At 40.2% G+C, this 20,522-nt stretch carries 12 protein-coding genes; 10 read left to right on the top strand and 2 right to left on the bottom strand.

Annotated elements, in window-relative coordinates:
• Positions 1-28 precede the first annotated feature (28 nt).
• The 4 genes from HUS61_RS16615 to HUS61_RS16630 all read left to right on the top strand — a co-directional run bounded on the left by HUS61_RS16615 (position 29) and on the right by HUS61_RS16630 (position 7,575).
• A complete protein-coding gene (locus HUS61_RS16615; protein ID WP_175079755.1) occupies positions 29-979 on the top strand; it encodes a class I SAM-dependent methyltransferase in 951 nt (316 codons plus the stop codon).
• Positions 980-1,151: 172 nt separating this feature from the next.
• On the top strand, positions 1,152-5,345 hold the full coding sequence (locus HUS61_RS16620) for an ATP-binding protein (protein WP_175083198.1): 4,194 nt from the start codon (positions 1,152-1,154) through the stop codon (positions 5,343-5,345).
• Between the two features lie 110 nt (positions 5,346-5,455).
• Positions 5,456-5,761, top strand: coding sequence for an H-NS family nucleoid-associated regulatory protein (locus tag HUS61_RS16625; RefSeq protein ID WP_054564036.1), 306 nt, complete (start codon positions 5,456-5,458; stop codon positions 5,759-5,761).
• A gap of 68 nt (positions 5,762-5,829) precedes the next feature.
• Positions 5,830-7,575 carry a DEAD/DEAH box helicase gene (locus HUS61_RS16630; RefSeq protein WP_175083199.1) on the top strand — a complete coding sequence of 582 codons (1,746 nt, stop codon included), beginning with the start codon at positions 5,830-5,832 and terminating at the stop codon, positions 7,573-7,575.
• A 26-nt stretch (positions 7,576-7,601) separates the two neighbouring features.
• Here the strand turns inward: HUS61_RS16630 and HUS61_RS16635 are convergent, their stop codons facing one another.
• Positions 7,602-7,934 carry a ribonuclease E inhibitor RraB gene (locus tag HUS61_RS16635; RefSeq protein ID WP_175083200.1) on the bottom strand — a complete coding sequence of 111 codons (333 nt, stop codon included), beginning with the start codon at positions 7,932-7,934 and terminating at the stop codon, positions 7,602-7,604.
• A gap of 171 nt (positions 7,935-8,105) precedes the next feature.
• Between HUS61_RS16635 and HUS61_RS16640 the strand changes: the two genes are divergently transcribed.
• From HUS61_RS16640 to HUS61_RS16665, 6 genes are all read left to right on the top strand, one after another.
• On the top strand, positions 8,106-9,833 hold the full coding sequence (locus tag HUS61_RS16640) for an autotransporter assembly complex family protein (protein WP_181447790.1): 1,728 nt from the start codon (positions 8,106-8,108) through the stop codon (positions 9,831-9,833).
• Positions 9,833-13,519: a translocation/assembly module TamB domain-containing protein gene (locus HUS61_RS16645; RefSeq protein ID WP_175083201.1), complete on the top strand. Its 3,687-nt coding sequence runs from the start codon at positions 9,833-9,835 to the stop codon at positions 13,517-13,519. Before HUS61_RS16640 ends, HUS61_RS16645 begins: the two co-directional genes overlap by 1 nt.
• Positions 13,520-13,610: 91 nt before the next feature.
• Entirely contained in the window at positions 13,611-14,483 is an 873-nt protein-coding gene (locus HUS61_RS16650) for a peptidylprolyl isomerase (protein WP_175083202.1), read from the top strand.
• Positions 14,484-14,552: 69 nt separating this feature from the next.
• Positions 14,553-18,443, top strand: a complete 3,891-nt coding sequence (hrpA, locus tag HUS61_RS16655) for an ATP-dependent RNA helicase HrpA (protein WP_055199449.1) — start codon at positions 14,553-14,555, stop codon at positions 18,441-18,443.
• A gap of 72 nt (positions 18,444-18,515) precedes the next feature.
• Complete coding sequence (locus HUS61_RS16660) at positions 18,516-18,929, top strand: two-component system response regulator (RefSeq protein WP_282658903.1); 414 nt, start codon at positions 18,516-18,518, stop codon at positions 18,927-18,929.
• An 8-nt stretch (positions 18,930-18,937) separates the two neighbouring features.
• A complete protein-coding gene (locus HUS61_RS16665; RefSeq protein WP_062566996.1) occupies positions 18,938-19,234 on the top strand; it encodes a PilZ domain-containing protein in 297 nt (98 codons plus the stop codon).
• Here HUS61_RS16665 and HUS61_RS16670 read toward each other — a convergent pair.
• Positions 19,231-20,421: a class I SAM-dependent methyltransferase gene (locus HUS61_RS16670; protein ID WP_175083203.1), complete on the bottom strand. Its 1,191-nt coding sequence runs from the start codon at positions 20,419-20,421 to the stop codon at positions 19,231-19,233. The genes HUS61_RS16665 and HUS61_RS16670 overlap by 4 nt on opposite strands.
• Positions 20,422-20,522: the final 101 nt, after the last annotated feature.

Here is a 20,522-nt window from a genome sequence, read left to right on the forward strand (position 1 = left end):
AGCCCACCTTTTTTTTGGGGGAGTAAGTGTGAAACATTGGGACTCATATTGGTTATCTACTGAGACTTTAAGTAGTTTTGCCCAAAGTAATCATAAGGATGGTTATCAAGGGGATGTTTTATATTTTTGGAATGGTATTTTTGAAGAATTTCAAAATTCAGCGAGTCTTTTAGATATAGGTTGCGGAAACGGTGCTTTGGCCGTCTTGGCTGAGCAATATCCAAAGAGATTTGATATCACGGCGATTGATGCTGCTAAAATAGATCCTATCAAGCATTTTACTAACAATGAAAAAGTTGCTGCTTCATTAAAAAATATCAAATTTTTCAGTCAAATGGATTGCGAGAAGTTAAACTTTGTCGATTCGTCTTTTGACTATCTTATTAGTCAATTTGGCATTGAATATTCAGACATAAAACAATCTCTTTCTGAAGCTAGTCGAGTTCTTAAAAGTAATGGTGAAGTTATCGCGCTAGTTCATCATAGAAACTCTTTCATAACACAAGATTGTCAGCAAGGAATTAAAGTTCTCTCACAATTCATTAGTAAAGACGGGCTCGCGTATAAAGTTAAAAGTTTTGTTGAGTTCTGTAGTAATTATCGTCGACTAGAAGAGCCTACGGCACAAGAACAAAATGAATTCTTAGCAAAAAACGAAAACTTATTACAAGATTTCAAAAAAGTGCAAATTGATTTAAGTTCAGAAGTTGAACAGGATTGGTTTGGTCAACTCGCAAAAAACTTTATACCGATGATAGTAAATTGGAGAGATGCTTCAATGCATCAAATTGAAAATCTAATAGAGGAACTTATTAATTATCAATTAAGAATAAATGAGCAAATCAAAGCTTCTTGGAGTGAAGATGAAAGAAAGGCAATTATTACTAATATGAGTTCAGATTGGAAAAAAATTGAAATCATTCCAAAAGAGATTGATGGAGAGTTGTTCTGTTGGGTACTAAGAGCTAAAAAGCGATAGTGAAACTATTACCTATTACTAGCAATTATTATTAGCTTTTTAAGCTTCGCTTATCCAGTTAATTGATATTGTGAGAGTTTAATTAACTAAAAAGCAACTATAAGCAATAAACAAAAATTGAGAATTTAAATTACACTGCTAAAATGTATTTAGTTTTAGATTTTTTAATGGCTTGGCTCTCATAAGACTACTTCTATTTTACTTTTCTGTTATCACGCTTTTATTTTCTAGTGAAGCTTTAGGCACACAACTCAAAGCGGGTATCGTTAACTATAATTTTTTTCCTTACCATACCCGGGATGCTGATGGGCAGTTTTCGGGTGTTATTGTTGGTTATAGTAATGAAATCGCTCGCTTGGCCGAAGCCGATCTTGAATACCGTGTTTACGACAGTTTAGATGAGTTGTTAGATGCGCTTAAAGTTGGTGAGATCGATTTTGCTGTAGGTCTAAACAAAACCGCACAACGCAAAAAGCATTTTTTATTTTCAACACCCTTCATGGAAGCGCCAAGAGGTATTGTCGCAAATCAGTCTATCGCAAATGATGCTTTGAAAAACTTAGCGAGCCTGCGTTGGGTGTGCATTACAGGGAGTTCACATTGTGAATATTTAGTTGAAAATGGCGCGTTATTTATCAATCGTTTTATAAAACCCGAAGACGCCTTTAAAAAAGTAGCAGATGGCTCGTTTGATGCCTTTATGGGTGATTACTCGGTTTTATCCCACCAACTAAAAAATCGCTCTCAAGAAAACCTGAAAGTTGTAAGCCCAGTTTGGTTATCGAGCGAAACCTTGCATGTAATGTTTAATAAAAATAAAACAGCATTACGCAATCAGGTTAACTCGGTATTAGCCGCTATTTCACCAACCACGAGACAATTATGGGAAAGTTCTGCTAGTGAAGAATATTTAGCCGCTAAAGCGTATAGTCAATTTAAGCGTGACTTTAACCGTATTGATAAAAAAGAAGAAAATAATTACTTACTGACATTCTCTTTTGTCGATGGTTTATATCCAATTCATGCGACAAGTAATTTAGGAGAAGCAGACGGCTATTTAAACGATACTCTTGAGCTTTTAGCGCAGCGCAGTGACTTTCAGTTTAAGTATATACCTGCGGCTAATTCGAAAGAGTTGGAACGACTATTTTTAGCCAATAAAATTGATTTAATTCCGACCATGAACCCCACTAAAATTGATGAGGGGGTGTTGATAGCACTGCCTGCTCACTACAGTTTAGAGATGGTGTTAATCTCTAAACGAGCAAGCCAAACTAAACGAATTGGTTATTTAGAAGCGTTTGCTGACCCTAAGCAAAAGCTTGTAACGAATGAACTCGTTGAAACGGTATCATTTGACTCAATTAAAACGCTATTTTATGCACTGAGAAATGACAACATTGATGCTGTGATACTGCCGCAAAGTATTGCTGCATACCAGTTAAACCAATTCTATATTGGTGAGTTTTATATTAATCCAAAATACCGTTATACCCAGCCTATTTACTTTTTAGTGAATAAGCACTTTTCAGAGTTTGCGACTTTGCTAGATAGCTTATTTAAAACACTGACCAGCAACGATTTTAGCCATGTTGTGAACCGTCATGGCATTTTTAGTATTGAACGTGGCTACGACCGTAAAACAGTGAATACCACGGCAATTCTTATTTTAATTTTAATCGCTGTGTCGGTGATTTATTTTATTAGCTGGCGGTTAACTATTAATCGCGAAATTGCAAAGCGTAAAGAAGCTGAAGAAGTGGCATTGATTAAGCTTAACTTTACCCAAAAACTCATTGATGACTTACCCACTATGGTGGTGATTCAAGATCAGCATCAAAAACGCGTTATGTGGAATCGTGCCTACAAAGAAAATTTTGCTCACTTATGGGATGAAAATAACCAATATCTGCGCGGCGACATTAAAGTCGTAAAAAAACTAATTTCACAAAATGAACAAAGTTTAAATTCAGGCAAAGTCATTAATCAGCATATTAATTACACTAACAAATCTGGCAAAGAACTGGAGCTGCTTTACACTAAAAAGCCGTATGTGGGGTTAGATGGTGAACTAGCAGGCATCATGACAGTACTTACTGATGTTACTGAGCACCGCCATTTACAACGTGAGAATCAGTCAGTTCAACAGCTTCTACAAACCATCACAGATACCATACCCGGCGGCGTATTCCAGTATGAGTATTATGACAATGGTGAGGGGTGTTATACCTATATAAGTAAGGGCGCGCAGAGCTTATTAGGTGTCACTTCACGAATGATTAACCAGCGCGGTATGACGGGATGTATCTCGCCATTTATTTTTGATGAAGACCGCGTGCAAATCGCCAAGAGTTTTAAAGCAGCGACAAAATTTAACAAACTGATTGATATTGAGTTTCGGATAAATAATCTCGGTCAGCAAATTTGGTGTCGTTATATTGCTAATGCTGAAATTAATAAACGAGACGATAAGCAAGGTGTGCGTTGGAACGGGATCTTGCTGGACATCAGCTTACTTAAACGTCAACAAGCAGACTTAAGTAAAGCTACTCAGCTTGCACATCAAGCTGATCTAGCAAAAAGCCGCTTTATTGCCACTATGAGTCATGAATTAAGAACGCCAATGTCTGGGGTAAATGGCTTTATAGAGTTGTTAAAATCATCACCGCTTGATGAAGAGCAGCATTATCTCGTTGAGCACATTGACAGCTCTGTAACCAAGCTTCGCACATTAGTGGATGATATTTTATATTTTGCTAACACCACGACAGGCAATATTGAAGTTGAATTACGTGAGGTCGACCTAGAAGCACATTTATGTCGTGTTTTGCGTGCCCATGAATACCTAGCTAAGCAAAAAGGGCTTGAGTTTAACGTGATATGGCGCACAGCTGCTTATACCTTAGCTTCTGTTGACATAAGCCACTTGATGCAGGTTCTCTCTAATGTTTTAAATAACGCTGTGAAGTTTACTGAAAATGGTTCAATAAGCTGCGATGTGTTATTTGAGAAGCAGTCTTTAAAAATTGAAATATCAGATACAGGTAAAGGTATGACAGCTGAGCAGTTGGCGCATACATTTACCCCTTTTGAGCAAGCTGACAACTCAATTCAACGTCGCCATGGAGGTACAGGCTTAGGCTTGAGCTTGGCAAAGCAACTTGTAGAAGCAATGCAAGGTGAAATATCCATTTCAAGTACTTTTGGTAAAGGTACCAATGTTTACATTGCTGTGCCACTTAAAAGCGTCAGCAAACAAAAACTGCAGGCTGTATCAGTGAATTGGGCTGTGTGTTCACAAGACCATCAGTTATTAAATAATCTAGCTAATATGGGTGTAAAGCATCATCAATTAAGTTGGCCAATAGATATAGAGGCATTTACACAGGAAGATAATATTCTTATTGATGAAAGCTATATTAAAGCGTTATGGGGCGCTAACTGGCTGCAATCAATCAGTACTGCAACCAATAACTACATTTTAGTCGCAAGTGCAAAAAAAGAGCATAGGCCGGCTAATTGTAGCTGTCATATTTTACCTACAGAGCCATTATATCCAGATACTCTAAGAGAGCTTTTAGATAATGTACATACCAGCAATGATGAGGGGTTGGCTGCGCAAAATGCTCAGTTACATGGGCAAATATTAATAGCTGAAGATAATAAAACAAATCAATTATTACTCGAAAAACAATGCCAGAAGCTCGGTATCAAAGCCGTGATGGTTGATGATGGTATTGCTGCACTCAGAGCACTTGAAACAGGACAGTTTGATTTATTACTAACCGACTGTCATATGCCTGACTTAGATGGGTTTAAATTAACGGAGCAATTACGTAATCAAGAAAAATTTAAACATTTGCCAATCATTGGCTTTACCGCTGATGATTCAAAAGAATGTTTTAACAAAGCATTAAAGTCAGGAATGAATAGTGTTTTATTTAAGCCTTATAAACTTAATGAATTATATAATCGTCTAGCTGAGTTTATAGATTTAAGCTCTAATGATTTGCCTAATAGCAGTGAAGGCGTTGATATCAGTTTACAAGGTATAAAAGATAAGCAGCATTGGTTAACTGTTTTTGGTAATGAGAGTGATGCAAAAATGCTAGCGGAGGTATTTATTAGCAGTTTGCAAAGTGATTTAAATACTCTGCAAGAGCACTTGGAAGCTCAAAATTTAGAAAAGGTTTCTGCTGCAATACATAAACTTAAAGGCGCTATTGTTATGCTGCAATACCCACCTTTATCTGAGCTAATAGTGACAACAGAAAATACCTTTAATCAACAGCAAGATACATTAATAGTGGAACAATTAATTACTGAGTTAAGGGATGTAATAGATAAAATAAAGCTATGGTTATAATAAAAAGATAGGATAAAAAATAAACATGGAATAGATTATTTCATTAAATCCACATATACTAGCTACTGTTGAACATTTAACTTAACTTTTAATACTTAAGAGAGCTCTCAATGAAAGAAATCCGATCTTTTGTGAAATCTGCGTCATTATCTGAATTAGAAAAAGCAAAACAGCTAATTGACACAGCAATCGAGAAATATACTCAACAGCAAGAAGCTAAAAAAGAAGTACTCGATCTACTAAAAGAAAAAGGACTTACATTAGAAGATTTACAAGATGTTGCTTCAACAGATAAGCGCACTAAGGTAAAACCAAAGTACCGCATCGAATTTAATGGCGAAATTGTTGAATGGACAGGCCGTGGCAAACGTCCTAAAGCATTCCAAGGTGTCGATTTAACAAAACACCTCGCTTAATTTTTGCTTTAAAGAATATCAAGGGAAGCGTATGCTTCCCTTTTTTATGTCGATTATAGTCCGATAACATGAAGTACGTACTCAGACCCTACCAACAAGAGGCCGTAGCACGCACGGTTGCTCACTTTCGACAAACTGACGACGCCGCGCTGATTGTTTTACCAACAGGGGCTGGAAAAAGCCTGGTTATTGCTGAACTTGCGCGCATTGCTAAACAAAAGATTATGGTGCTCGCGCATGTTAAAGAATTAGTAGAGCAAAACGCCGATAAATATATTAGCTTTGGTTTTAAGGCGAGTATTTTTTCTGCGGGGTTAAAGCAAAAGTCTTTAACAGAGCAAGTCACCTTTGCGAGTGTGCAATCACTGGCACGCAATACAGAAAAGCTCACTGATGCTTACTCTTTGTTGATCATTGATGAATGCCACCGTGTAAGCGGTGATGAACAAAGCCAATACGGGCAGGTGATAGCGAGTCTAAAAAAGCAAAACCCCAACCTTAAAGTGCTTGGTTTAACCGCGACACCTTTTCGTATGGGGATGGGCTGGGTTTATCATCATCACTACCATGGTTTTGTTAGAGGTGATAAAGATGCACCGTTTAAAAAGTGTATTTTTGAGTTACCACTGCGCTATATGATTAAGAACGGCTATTTAACGCCGCCCCATGAAGTCGATGCTGCTATTAGTCATTATGACTTTTCATCATTACCGAGTGATTCATTTGGTCGGTATAGTATTGAGAATATGAATGCGTTATTGAAAGATAATACACGCGCAACAAAAGCGATTATCAAGCAAGTTATAGAATACAGTGAACAGCGTCATGGCGTGATGATCTTCGCAGCAACCGTAATGCATGCCAAAGAAATTACCAGTTACTTACCTGAGGATAGTACGGCACTTATCACCGGTGATACTGATAATAACGAGCGTGACCGAATTATTAATCAATTTAAAGCAAAAAAAATAAAGTATTTAGTAAATGTATCTGTACTCACGACGGGTTTTGATGCGCCTCATGTCGATTATATTGCGATTTTACGTCCCACCGAGTCGGTCAGTTTATATCAACAGATTGTTGGTCGAGGCCTTCGTTTAAGCGAAGGAAAAAAAGACTGCTTAGTTATTGATTATGCAGGTAACGGCTTTGATTTGTTCTACCCTGAGGTCGGCAGTAAAAAAGCGCAAAGTGATAATGAGCCTGTTCAAGTGCTGTGTCCAGGCTGTGGATTTGCGAATATTTTTTGGGGTAAAACAGACAGCGAAGGCAAAGTGGTTGAGCATTTTGGTAGGCGTTGCCAAGGCTTGCTGGACGATGGTGAAGAACAAGTACAGTGCGATTATCGTTTTCGGTTTAAAGAATGTGAGCAGTGTGGTGAACAAAATGATATTGCTGCAAGGCAGTGTCAGTCCTGTGGTACCATGATGGCAGACCCTGATGATAAACTACGAGAAGCACTAAATTTAAAAGATGCCTTGGTATTAAGGTGTAGTGGTTTGTCAGCTCAAGTGCTAGCAAAAGGGTTACTTAAAATTAGCTATTATGATGAAGATGGAGCCAGTTGTGATGAGGTATTTAACTTAACAAATGACACCGGACGTTTTATTTTTAATAAGCAGTTTGGTAAGCGAGCAGCACCTGGTTTTACCCCAATGGATTGGCAAAGCGCGGAGCAGGTTGTCAATTTACAACAGCAACTACTTGCACCCGATTTTGTGATTGCGCGTAAAAATAAAAAATACGGTTGGAAAGTGGCTGAAAAGCTATTTGATTATCAGGGCAATTTTCGTAAGGCGAATCAATTAAATTGATCCCCTTACGAGATTGCGGGAATGGCTTATTCTTCTTCGGCCATCAACCCCCAACCATCGCCATAACCATTATGGCTATTAGCAATGCTTTCTAAGTATTGTTCTGTTTGGCTAAGTAAGCTGTGATCTGGCACCATCTTCACACGAGTAATTACTTCCCACACCCCTGTATCTGGGCATTTGGCTAACTCTGTTGAAGGGGCAAGTTCATCACTTGTAATGGCTTCAGCAAATTTTTCTGCTTCAGGCTTTTGTTCAAAAAGAATATAGAAATCGATAGTTTGCATACTGGTTAAATCGACACCAGCGTCAGCAATTTCAGCTAATAATTGACCGTTTTCGTCATCAGGGAAGTGCATTTAGTCGCTCATTCATTATAAATCTAGGTATTATCCGCTATTGTAGCGAAAATAATTGTTTAACGCGTACTAATTTTAACATTTCAATTATGTCAGTGGCTATTGCACTGTGCTAGTATCTTTTTGTACTCATTTTAGATTATGACTCTTCCAAAAAAGTAAGGATATTTTTTGTATACTCGGCATTTCTTTTTTGTCTTTTTATTTATCTGCTTTTCATACAGCCAGCTTGCATTAAGTGCGGCAACGGTAATTAAAGATTATAAAATTCAAGGGATCAGTGATGATCTCGAAAAAAACGTTGAGCTTTACATTAAGCAACTGGTCGATGAAAAAACTTCTAAGGCATTAAGGCGTCACGCTAAAAGCCAAGTTGAAATGAGTTTAAAGGCGCTTGGTTATTATAAGCCGATAATCAAAATTAGTTTCGATGATGCTCAGCAGCTTTTAATTGTTGATGTTCAACGTGGTCCTGCTACCCGTATTGCAGATATTAACGTGACTATCACGGGTGCCGGTAAAGATGACGCTGAATTTATGTCTGCCGTCAACAGCATCAAAATCAAACAAGGTGACTTTTTAAATCACGGTAAATATGAGGCCGCAAGAAAACGTATTGAAAGCCAACTATTAGACTTAGGCTATTTTGATGCAAAATGGCATGAGCATAAATTGGCAGTTTCGCTAAAAAATAATAGCGCAAAAGTCATTTTCAATGTCGATACTGGGCCTCGTTATCAATTTGGTGACATCACAATTGGTAGTGAGACTCCAGCCGAAAAATACATTCGTTCGCTGGCTGAATTTAAACAAGGTCAGTCTTATAAAGCGACCGAGGTTTCTGATTACAACTTAGCACTGTCGAGTACCCCTTACTTTACCAGTGTTCGTGTGTATGCTGATATTGCAAAACGTAAAAATAACCAAGTGCCTGTCAACGTTGATGTATTACACAAACCTGCCAATAGTTATGAAGTGGGTGGCGGTTATAGCACTGACCTTGGACCAAAAGTCCGTTTCAAATGGACCAAGCCTTGGATCACTGAAGATGGTCACTATTTAGAAAGTAACCTTAATGTATCTGAGCGCCAGCAAGATATTTCACTTGGCTATACGGTGCCAGTTGACGACCCTAATGATGATCTTTGGCGCTTTTCTGTGGGTTACAAGCTCGAAGATGAATTAACCAATGATTTATACAGCCGTATATTCACGGGGCAGCTTCAGCGGCAGTGGCTCACTGATGACGATTGGGTACGTACTGCTTTTTTAAGACGCGATTACGAGACCTATCGAATAGGGGATGAAGAACAAAGCGCAAAAATGCTGATGCCTGGTATTAGTTATGCTAAAAAAGACACCGAGGGGGGCACAACGCCTTATGAAGGCTATCAATGGATGATGTCAGTAGAGTTTGGTTTAAAAGATATGATGTCTTCAACCAATATTTTGCGCTTACAACTGCAAAATGCCTGGTTAACTACTTTTGCAGAACGCCATATGCTGTTTTTAAGAGCCAATCTAGGTGCCATGTTGGTCGATAATATAAATGATGTGCCGTTATCACTGCGTTTTTATGCCGGTGGTGATCAGAGTGTACGTGGTTTTGCCTATGAATCTATTTCCCCTGAAGATGAGGAAGGGCGCCTAATTGGTGGTAAATATTTAATGAGTGGCACTGTTGAATATAACTATCAATTTGCTGAGCATTGGCGCGCAGCCTTATTTGTCGATAGTGGTACAGCGACTAATGATTTTAGTGATCGCGTCGAAGTTGGTGCCGGTTTTGGTTTTCGCTATTTAACACCGGTTGGCCCTGTACGTATCGACCATGCTTGGGGTTTAACAAAAGAAAGCAAAAGTACCCGATTAAGTATTACCATAGGGCCTGAAATCTAATGAAGATGTTAAAAAAGATAACCAAGGTTCTATCAATCACGTTGGCAAGTCTGCTAGTTATTGTGTTTTGTTTATTATTCACCGCACCTGGTAATCACTTTATTGCATACACAGCGAATAAGTTAGTTGATGGCTTAAAAATCAACCTACCATCTGGGCGTTTTTTATATAACGATGCGTTTGATGTTCATTTTGAAAATCAAGGCATCAAGCTTGAGGCAAAGCAGCTAAAAATTGATTTATTCTGGTGGCGTTGTGATGGTATCTGCCTAGATAATTTAAGTGCCCAGTCGATTGATCTAAGCATTAAAAGCCAAGCTGTATCAACTGAGCAGAGCACTGAAGCAGAGCCTGAAGCTGAGCAAGCTGGTCAAATCAACTTACCAATGAAAGTTGCTGTTAAGCGAGTTGCAATTAATCGCTTTAATCTTGCGCATCCGAGTGCCGATGTAACAGTCAACAAATTAAACTTAAGTGGTCGCGGCGAAGCATCGGATATTACAGTGGATACACTGACCATTGCTGATGTTGCTGTGATGCTACACGAAGCAAAAGAACAGCCTAAATCAGCCCCATTAACAGAGCTGCCAGCATTACCAGCAATTGATATTACGCTACCAATTAATGTTGAGTTAAAGCAATTTCAAATCAGTAAAGTTGCTGTTACCCCTTATGGTGCTGAAGAGGCTCAGCTTGTAGAAAATATCGAATTAGTTGCGTCTGCTAAGGGGAGCGATATTAATCTTGAAAAGCTTGCTGCAAGTTATCAGCAATGGCAATTGCACTCTAATTTAATGGCAGAGCTTTCTGGTGAAAATACAATTGAGGGAGCAGTGTCTGTAAAAAGCACTGAGCATCAAGCTAAGTTATCGCTTTGGGGCCCGCTTGAGGATTTAAAGTTAGATTTAGTAACGCAAGGAACATACCCAGCAGAGTTAAAAGGGGCTGTGAACCTAAAACAAACAAATTACCCATTTGATTTAACAGGCCAGATAGCAAAGTGGCAAATTACGACAGATACACAACAGTTGCAATTATCGGACTTTGATTTAAAAGCCAAAGGCCATGCCGATGCTTATGCTTTCGATTTGAGCTTAGTCACGCAGTTAGGTGCATTACCTGCGATGACCATGAAATCGCAATTACAGGGTAGTTTAACAAACGCAAAACTTGAGCAGTTAAGCCTCAATGCTAATGACAGTAAAGCAGACATTAACGCATCAGTTGATTGGTCGAACGGGGTAAAAAGCGAGTTTAAAGGGGTTTTAAGCCACTTAAAAGCCCAATACTTAACGGATGCATTAAGCAGTGATTTATCTGGTGAATTTAATGGTTCATTTAACTTACAGGCAGATGAGTGGCAGCTTGCCTTAGATAACACGCAATTAAATGGTTCAGTTAATGAAGTGCCAGTGACCTTGTTGTCGGATTTTGAACTTGATAGCAGCCTGCATGCGAGTTTTAAAAAACTTGAAGTGAAAAGCGGTAAAAATGAAATTGCGCTATCCGGACAAGTGGATGATGTATGGCGTGTTGACGGTAAATTGCGTCTAGATGCAAGTGGTCAAGATATCTTGCCTATGCAAGGCAAGGGCTTTGCAGATTTGAGCTTACGGGGTGAGCGTCTTGCGCCAACGGTTGATTTAAATCTAGTCCTTAATACTTTGAGTTATCAAGATATTCAGGTTGATGGTTTAACATTAAAAGGGCAATTTGATTACGCAGCAGATTGGCAAACGGATGTGTCACTGGTGCTCGATTCTGCATCGATCAGCGAACACAAAATTAATCAAATTGAGTTAGACGCCAGTGGCGATAAAACAGATCATCATTTAACTTTTTTAGTCGATGCAGATCAAGGCAAGGCATCATTTGATGTAGACGGTAAGTTTAATAAAGAGACCTGGCAAGGTGCGCTAAGCCAAATTCTTGTTACCGATAATCAGGTGCGCTTTGGCACTGATAAACCGGTTAATATTCAAGTAAATACCAAAACCTTTGACTTTAATGTTGGCGCGCATTGCTGGCAAAGTGATAACTCAAAACTATGTTTTGATACCTTGCAGCAAACTAAGCAATTAGGCCAGTTAAATGCACAGCTTGCAGCGCTATCTATTGCTGAATTTAAACACTTCTTACCCGATAACTTGAAAGTAACTGGCGATGCAAACGGGGAGTTAGTTGCTAATTGGAATAATGGTGCATTGAAAACGATTCGTGCCAATATCAAAACTCAGCAGCTTGAAGCATCTTTAATTGATGACGCAAATGTTTATAAATTACCGATAGAGGTTTTAGATATCTCGGCAATGAGCGATGCGCAAACGGGTAAACTTAATGCCACAGTTGATTCATCTGTATTAGGTAAAGTAACCTCAGAGCTCAACATTGATGATATTCAATCTCAACAGACCTTAGCGGGCGACTTGGTTATTGAGAAAATTGAGTTAACAAACTTACGACCCTTTATTGCATCACTTGAGCAATTAACAGGCGACATAAAAGGCCGGTTAGCAATCGCAGGTACTTTAAAAGAGCCATTACTCAATGGTGACTTTGATGTCGAAAAAATCAATCTAGAAGGGGCAACCTTGCCGGTGTCGCTGCAAAACTCTTATGTGAACATTGCCTTTAATAACCAAAGTGCAAAGCTCACTGGCGAGCTCAAAGACACCGAAGGGGGCGCGCTTAATTTATCTGGCGGTGTTGATTGGCAGCAAGATTTACCGGACGTTGACGTAAAGTTAAACGGTAAAGAGTTTTTTGTGCGTGCTCAGCAAGATGTCACCTTTAAAGTGTCTCCAGACTTAACTATGTCGTTAAAAAATAATGCGTTTAATCTTGATGGCCAAGTCGTCGTGCCATGGGGACGTATTGCGATTGAAGAGCTACCAGAAGGTGCTGTGCAAGTCAGCGATGATGAAGTCATTGTTGATATTGAGCAGCAACAGTCAGAAAAAGTCCCCTTTAATTATGCTATTAACTTAAAGGTGTTGGTTGAAAATGATGTGCGCGTTGACTCGTTTGGCTTACAGTCGAAAGTTGAAGGTGACATAAACATCAGCATGGACCAAGTTACGCCGATGATAGCAACGGGTGAGTTGAACCTAGTTCAAGGTACCTATCGTGCTTTTGGTCAAGACTTGCAAATTCGTACCGGTCAGGTGGGCTTTAGCGGCTCAATTGATAAACCGTACTTGAACATTAAGGCAATTCGTAATCCAGACAACACCTCGAATGGCGTGATTGCGGGTATTACCTTAACGGGTAATGTTGAACAGCCTTCATTAAAAGTATTCTCAGAGCCAGCGATGGACCAAGCCCAAGCATTGGCTTATTTATTAAATGGGCAACCTCTTGATGAAGGAGATAGTTCAACAGATGCGATGCTCACCCAATTATTGCTTGCCCAAGGTGTAAACCGTAGTGAGGGTGTGGTATCTAAAATTGGTGAAAGCTTTGGTTTGTCTGATGTCAGCTTAAGTTCAAGCGGCAGCGGGGATGACACCAAAGTTGAAATATCTGGCTATGTTACACCGGGTATTCAAGTGAAATACAGTGTCGGCATTTTTGATTCACTAAGTGAAGTGGCAGTTCGTTATCAATTGTTGTCGCAATTGTATATTGAGGTCACCAGCGGCCTTTATCAAAATGTTGATATTCTTTATAAATTTGATTGGGACTAATACCTCTACTTGTGACCAAACATCGCTTTTACTTGCTTATTAGGGCATAAGTTAATAGGCTGAATTGTCAATTACTTAAAAGATAATAACAATGAAATTAAGTCTATTAACTCTGTGCCTTGGCGTAGTTTTAGCTGCACCAATTGCTGCAAAAGAAACAAGTCAAAAACGTTCCGCTGGCGAAATCATTAAAACCGCAAATAGTAGTGAGTGGCGAAAAGTCAGTGCCGAAAACGTCATTAAATTAACCTTACCTACGGGGGCTGCTTATATTGAACTAAACGATACACTAGCGCCCATTCATGCAAATAACTTGCGACAGCTTGCCAAAGAAGGGTTCTATCAAGGCCTAAGTGTGTACCGATTTGTTGAGGGGTTTGTCGCGCAGGGCGGGGATGTGAGTGAAAATAAACCCGTTAAAAATGCCAAAAAAGGGTTACCCGCTGAGTTTTATCTACGCACAGAGACTCCCTTAGTGATTACAGAGCTGAAAGGGCCTGATGGCTATGCCGCTAAAACGGGCTTTTTAAATGGCTTTGCTGTGGCACAAAACCAAGACCAAACCGAAACATGGCAGGTACATTGCCCAGGAATTTTTGCCATGGCCCGCGGTAATGATATCAATTCCGGTGGTACCGAGTTTTATGTCACCATCGGTAATAGCCAGCGCTATTTAGACCGTAATATCACCGTGTTTGGTCGTGTTTTAGAAGGCATGGAGCATTTTAATCTATTGCAGCGTAAAGCTACTGAAGGTCAGGCATTTAATCCCATCACAGATATGCAAGTATTAGCAGATATTAAAGACACAGATAAAAGTGAGTTTCGGGTGATGAAAACAGACTCAAATGCGTTTAAGGCCCTCATCGAGGCGCGTAAAAATCGAGTAGAAGCGTGGTTTGTTGAAAGCCCTGATTTTATCGATGTTTGTGCAATGCCAATCCCAACCGAACGGATTAAATAAAGCCATGACCACCTGATAGATTATTTGATACAATATCAGTCTATTGGTTAAGAAATATAAGGGTATCGGGTGGTTAACCTAGGTCCGCTGTTCGGCGAATTAAAAACGTGTTTACGCAAAGATCAATTCATCTTCAAAAAACGCCTTCATGGTATTAAAAAAATCAACGATGAAACTAAGCAAGCAAACATAGCGCAAAAAATAGCAGAAGATATTAGTCGTTCGCAGCAATTGCGCGAGCAACGTTTGGCCGCATTGCCTAAAGTGACCTACCCAGAGCAACTTCCTGTTAGCCAAAAGAAAGATGACATTAAACAGGCGATTGCCAATAACCAAGTGGTGATCATTGCCGGTGAAACTGGCTCTGGTAAAACGACGCAGATCCCAAAAATGTGTTTAGAGCTTGGCCGCGGTGTTGACGGATACATTGGCCACACCCAGCCTCGCCGACTCGCGGCTCGAAGTGTCGCGAATCGTATTGCTGAAGAAATGCAATGCGAGCTAGGTCAACAAGTGGGTTTTAAAATTCGTTTTAGTGACCAAGTTTCTGACAATAGCTATATTAAATTGATGACAGACGGTATTCTGCTGGCTGAAATTCAACAAGACAGATACCTAAATCAGTACGATACCATCATCATCGATGAAGCCCACGAACGTAGCCTGAATATCGATTTCATCTTAGGCTATTTAAAAAATTTACTGCCAAAACGTCCTGACTTAAAAGTTATTATTACCTCAGCGACGATTGACCCAGAGCGTTTTTCTAAACATTTTGATGATGCACCCATCATCGAAGTATCCGGTCGAACTTTCCCAGTAGAGGTTCGTTATAGACCAACCACTGAAATCAACAAAGACGAGATGGAAGCGGATGGTGACCAATTACAGGGTATTTTTGATGCCGTTGATGAGCTTTGCGATGAAGGCCCTGGCGATATTCTGATTTTTATGAACGGTGAACGAGAAATTCGCGATACCGCTGATGCGTTATCAAAGCGAAACCTCAAAGGCACGGATGTTTTACCGCTATATTCGCGTTTATCAAACGCAGAACAAAACCGAATTTTTGCGCCGCATAGCCGCCGTCATATTATTTTAGCTACCAACGTGGCTGAAACATCACTAACGGTGCCGGGTATTCGCTATGTTATCGACCCTGGTACCGCGCGCATCAGCCGTTATAGCTATCGTACCAAGGTACAACGATTACCGATTGAGCCAATTTCACAAGCCAGTGCCAATCAGCGTAAAGGTCGCTGTGGTCGTATCGAAGCGGGTATCTGTATTCGTTTGTATAGCGAAGAAGACTTTAATTCGCGCCCAGAGTTTACTGATCCTGAAATTTTACGCACCAATTTAGCATCTGTTATTTTGCAAATGCTTGGTTTAGGGCTTGGCGACATGCAGCAGTTCCCGTTCGTGCAAGCGCCAGATAGCCGAAATATCAACGATGGTTTAACGCTACTTGAAGAGCTCGAAGCCATTAAGCCAGCTAAACGTCATAAAAAGACTGAGCTTACTAAATCAGGCAGAAGTTTAAGCCGTTTACCAGTTGATCCACGGTTAGCTAAAATGGTGCTGACTGCCGATGGCTTAGGTGCACTGCGTGAAGTGATTATTATTGTTGCGGCATTGTCGATTCAAGACCCAAGAGAGCGACCACAAGAAAAACGCGGTGCAGCGGATGAAAAGCATGGCCGTTTTGATGACCCTGATTCAGACTTTATCGCCTTTTTAAATCTGTGGAATTACCTTGAAGAGCAGCAATCTGAATTGAGCAATAGCCAGTTTAGAAAGTTATGCCAAAAGGACTTTTTAGCTTATATGCGTATTCGCGAATGGCAAGATATTGTTTATCAGCTATCAACGGTATGTAATGAAATGGGCATGAAGGCTACTACAAATGTTGCTGATAGCGAGCGAATTCATCAATCTTTATTAAGCGGTATGTTAAGTCATATTGGTTTTAAAGATGAAAAACAAATTTATAAAGGCGCCCGCAACAGCCAATTCCATATTTTCCCAGGTTCAGGATTATTTAAAAAGAGCCCAAAATGGATTATGTCGGCAGAGCTTGTTGAGACCAGTAAGCTTTATGCGCGGATCAACGCGCGCATAGACTTGAAATGGGTTGAAGGCTTTGCACAGCATTTAGTAAAGCGCAGCTACAGTGAACCGCATTGGGAGAAAAAGCCGGGTGCAGTTATCGCGTTTGAGCAGCAAACCTTGTATGGCCTATTAATTGTTAATAAGCGCCGCTGTGTATACAGCAATATTGATCCTAAAGTAAGTCGCGAGTTGTTTATTCGCACCGCTTTAGTAGAGCAAGAACTGGGTCAAAATGAAGGCTTTTTACAATATAACCAAGAGTTAATTGAAGATATTCAGGTTCTTGAAAATAAATCTCGCCGCCGTGATATTTTAGTTGATGAACAAACCCTGTTTGAATTCTACGACAAGAAAATTCCACAAGATGTAAATAATCGTGCCGCGTTTAATAAGTGGTGGAAAGGGCAAAAGCAAAAAGATAAGCGCTTTTTGCACATGTCTCGAGAAGAATTAATGCAGCATGGTGCTGATCATGTTACCGAGTTTGATTACCCAGATACTTGGCAGCAAGAGAACTTGCTATTACCACTGGCTTATCACTTTGATCCAGGGCAAGCCGTTGATGGTGTTGCGGTACAAATTCCAGTTGCACTGTTAAATCAAGTACAAGAAACTGGCTTTGATTGGCATATTCCTGCATTTAGGCATGAGTTAATTTGTGCGCTTATCAAGTCGCTACCAAAAACGATCCGCCGCAACTTTGTGCCTGCGCCAAACTACGCCGATGCGGTACTTGCTGCAATCGAGCCGATGCAAGGCAACTTAATTGATGCAATTAGTACGCGCTTATTACGTATGACAGGTGTGCGTGTTGAGCCAGATGCATGGGATTTATCAACCCTTGCTCCGCATTTACGCTTACAGTTTGAAGTACGCGATGAACACGATAAGTTACTCGCTCGCGGGTTAAATCTATCTAAACTAAAAGCCCAGTTACAAGGTAAGGTAACGGATACCTTATCGAAAGTAGCCGACAAGGGTATAGAGAAAGCTGATTTGACCGAGTGGAGCTTTGGTGAGTTACCGAGCTCTTACGTGAAAAAGCAAGGTCAATACGAAATCAAAGCGTTTCCAGCGCTGGTGGATAAAAAAGACTCAGCAGCGGTTGAGTTATTTGATAATGAACACAAAGCACAGCAGGCGCACCAACAAGGTTTACGTCGCTTAGTGTTATTAAACGTGCCATCACCAATTAAGTATTTACAACAAAACCTACCGAACAAATCTAAATTAGGTTTGTACTTTAATCCTTTTGGTAAGGTCAATGACTTAATTGATGACTGTATCGCTGCAGCCGTCGATAGCCTATTAACTAAATACGGCAACATTCGCACTGCAGATGCGTTTGAAAAGGCAAAAGAACAAATTCGCGGCGAGCTCGGTGATACGGTTGTTGAGATCGCTACCCAAGTAGAGCAAGTGTTGAGTATTGCTCATGGCTTAAATAAACGTATGAAAGGACGCGTTGATTTAACCATGATCACGGCGCACGGTGATATTAAATCACAGTTACAAAGCTTAGTTTTCAAAGGCTTTGTTAGCCAGCACGGCGCAGCAAAAATGACGGATTTAATTCGTTACTTAAAAGCCATTGAACGCCGCTTAGAAAAGCTCCCTGTTGACCCTAATCGTGATAGGTTGTGTGTGCTTGAGCTTGAAAAAGTAGCTGAGCAATATCAAAAATTAGCTAATAAAATTCCTAAGGGTATGCCAATTCCTGAAGAGATCAGTGCGATATTTTGGATGCAACAGGAGTTACGTGTTTCTTTATTTGCACAAACACTAGGGACACCTTATCCTGTATCTGCTAAACGTGTTTTAAACGCAATCAAAGAATGTGAGTTATAATACTAAGGAATGAGCAATGGGTTAGCGCCTCCTTGCTTTAAGTTACAAACACAGATGCTAAAAGGAGATTATGTGGGCATTGAAAAGGAAAGACCGATCTCAGTTCCTGAGCGTACGGTAAATCGACCGCGTCCAACCATTTTGGTCGTCGATGATGAATATTTTAATTTTGAAATGCTCAAAGCAAGCCTTGGGGATGAGTTTTCATTAAGTTATGCAAATTCAGGCGCATCGTGTTTAACTTCAGCCATTGCAGAGCCGCCGGATGCTATACTACTCGATGTGTGTATGCCGGGCTTAGATGGTTATGATACTTGCCGCTTACTAAAAAACACCCCAGAAACAGAGCAGATTCCTGTTGTCATGGTGTCTGGCCTTGAAACCGAGCTTGAACAAAAAGCGGGGTTTGATGCCGGGTGTGACGCCTATGTAGTGAAGCCTTTTTCTGTTAAAACATTAATAGAGAAAATAAAAACACTGGTATAGGAGGCCATATGTTTCATGAGGAGAAACGCGACTTTCGCCGCATGCAAATTCATACCCCTGCAAAACTAATCCCATTAGATGTTGTTAATGGCGAAGAAATTCAGGCTATGTGCACTGATTTAAGTGCAACAGGGCTGGCAATTCACCTTGATGAAGTTTTAGAAATAGGCAGTCTGTATCGGGTGTTAATTGCTTCGACTAGCACGGCTATTACCTCATTTGATGCAACAGCCCGTGTGATACGAGCAACCAAGGAGCAAGATGGCTCCTTGAGTGCCGGTTTAGAAATTGTAAATTTTAACTAGTAAACTTTACAGATCAGGCCTTTAAGATAAAAGCCTTCTGGGTAGCTGCCAGCAATCGGGTGGTCGGCAGCTTGGTTTAGTCGCTCCATGATCAATAAGTCTTTACCTGCATCAAGGGCAGCATCTGCAACCACTTTTTGAAATAAATTTTGCTCCATTAATCCAGAACACGAGAAGGTGAGTAAGGTTCCACCTGGTTTTAAGATTTGCATCGCAATCATATTAATATCTTTATAACCACGGCAAGCACCGGTTAACTGCGCTTTGTTGTCAGCAAATTTTGGTGGATCCATAACGATAGTATCAAATTGCACACCTTCATCACGGTATTGGCGCAATAACTTAAAAACATCTTGTTTCACAAAATCAACTTTAGATAAGTCAAGGTTGTTATGCTCAACGTTACGCTTAGCCGTATCGAGCGCTGGCTGTGACACATCGACGTTAGTAACGTGTTTACAACCGCCACGCAAAGCATAGAGCGAGAAAGTACCTGTGTAGCTAAAGCAGTTTAATACTGTTTTGTCTTTAACAAACCGCTCAAGAGCTGCACGACTATCACGTTGATCTAAGTAAAAGCCTGTTTTGTGGCCTTCAAGAATGTCTACTTCGAGTTTTAAGCCATTTTCTTCAATGACGACTGGCTCTGTTGGTTCTTTACCCCAAAGTAGGCCCTTGATTGGCTCAAGACCTTCTTTGGTACGGACATCAACGTCTGATCGCTCATAAATATCGCAGCCTGGGAAAATGGCCATAAGTGCAGCAACAATTTCACCTTTATGGCGTTCTGCACCGGCACTAAGTAGTTGACACACCAGTACATTATCAAATTTATCGATAGTGATGCCTGGCAAGTAGTCAGACTCAGCAGCGCTTAAACGAAAACCCGTTAAGCCGCCTTCGCTGATCACCTGTTCGCGCGCAGCATAGGCACGGCGCAAACGCTTTTCAAAAAATGCTTGGTCAATGATTTCGTTTTGATCGAAGCTCCATACGCGAGCACGAATTTGCGATTGCGGGCTGTAAGCTGCAATCGCTAAAAATTTACCGTCATTGTCATAGATAGTGACAGTGTCACCTAGTCCTGGCTTACCTTTTACTTTTTTAATGGCTTTAGAGAACACCCAAGGGTGTTTTCTTTTTAATGATTTTTCTCGTCCAGCTTGCAGGTAAATAGCAGATGACATAGGGATTCTCGCGTCAAACAAAAGGGGGCATAGTTTAATGAAGCACTGGCAAACATACAATGAATGTTTTGAACAAATCCAGTAAGCACGCTAAAGTAAGC

It is taken from the genome of Pseudoalteromonas sp. 0802 (assembly GCF_013350085.1).
Lineage (GTDB): Bacteria > Pseudomonadota > Gammaproteobacteria > Enterobacterales > Alteromonadaceae > Pseudoalteromonas.

Coding starts and splice junctions, on each gene's coding strand:
- HUS61_RS16630 (WP_175083199.1), top strand. CDS start 5,830: ATGAAGTACGTACTCAGACCCTACCAACAAGAGGCCGTAGCACGCACG.
- HUS61_RS16665 (WP_062566996.1), top strand. CDS start 18,938: ATGTTTCATGAGGAGAAACGCGACTTTCGCCGCATGCAAATTCATACC.
- HUS61_RS16650 (WP_175083202.1), top strand. CDS start 13,611: ATGAAATTAAGTCTATTAACTCTGTGCCTTGGCGTAGTTTTAGCTGCA.
- HUS61_RS16625 (WP_054564036.1), top strand. CDS start 5,456: ATGAAAGAAATCCGATCTTTTGTGAAATCTGCGTCATTATCTGAATTA.
- HUS61_RS16645 (WP_175083201.1), top strand. CDS start 9,833: ATGAAGATGTTAAAAAAGATAACCAAGGTTCTATCAATCACGTTGGCA.
- HUS61_RS16635 (WP_175083200.1), bottom strand. CDS start 7,934: ATGCACTTCCCTGATGACGAAAACGGTCAATTATTAGCTGAAATTGCT.
- HUS61_RS16670 (WP_175083203.1), bottom strand. CDS start 20,421: ATGTCATCTGCTATTTACCTGCAAGCTGGACGAGAAAAATCATTAAAA.